1 protein-coding gene is annotated in these 573 nt (G+C 66.1%); it reads right to left on the bottom strand.

Annotated elements, in window-relative coordinates; genetic code table 11:
• Positions 1 to 283 (bottom strand): hypothetical protein (locus tag ACI3KW_RS23235; protein ID WP_404850059.1); only part of this gene is annotated, 283 nt, incomplete at its 3' end.
• Positions 284 to 573 lie beyond the last annotated feature (290 nt).

The following is a 573-nucleotide window of genomic DNA, read 5'->3' as shown; positions in this document are numbered from 1 at the left end:
TGAGCCGGATCCAGAGCCAGTTGTGCTTCTCCTCCCTGGGCACGCGGACATGACCGCTGGCGCGCGCCGGATGACCGATCAGGCGCAGCCTCTTTCGTTCGATCATCGCGAAGAGGATCCCCCAGAGCGGAAGGATCACGATCGTCGCGACGACAGGGAGCACCAGCACCACGCCGAGCACGGCGGTGATGACGACGCCCAGCAGTCCGGCCCACGGCCATCGGGAGATCAGGAAACGGCCGGGCGGCAGCATCAGCCCCTGCCAGATCGTCTCGGTGCGCACGGGATCAGCCTATGCACAGGAACTCGTCCGCCAGTGGTCGAGAGCCCGAAGGTAGCGCCAGGTCTACCAGGGATGCCTCTCACGCTCCGATGCGCGTCGTCGTCGTTCGCCGTCTACTGGAGCAATGACTACTCCCACACCTGCGACTGCGGTTCCCCTGCTCAGAGCGAAGGGGATATCGAAAGCCTACGCCGTCGGCCGTGGTCCGGCGGCGAACGTGCTGCGTGACGTCGATGTCCACGTCGCGCGAGGCGAGATGGTGAGCATCGTCGGGCCGAGCGGATCGGGCA

Origin of the sequence: Devosia sp. ZW T5_3 (genome assembly GCF_044987315.1) — a bacterium.
GTDB lineage: Bacteria > Pseudomonadota > Alphaproteobacteria > Rhizobiales > Devosiaceae > Devosia.
Note: the sequence above shows the minus strand (reverse complement) of the source record. Positions and strands in the feature narration are given on the sequence as shown.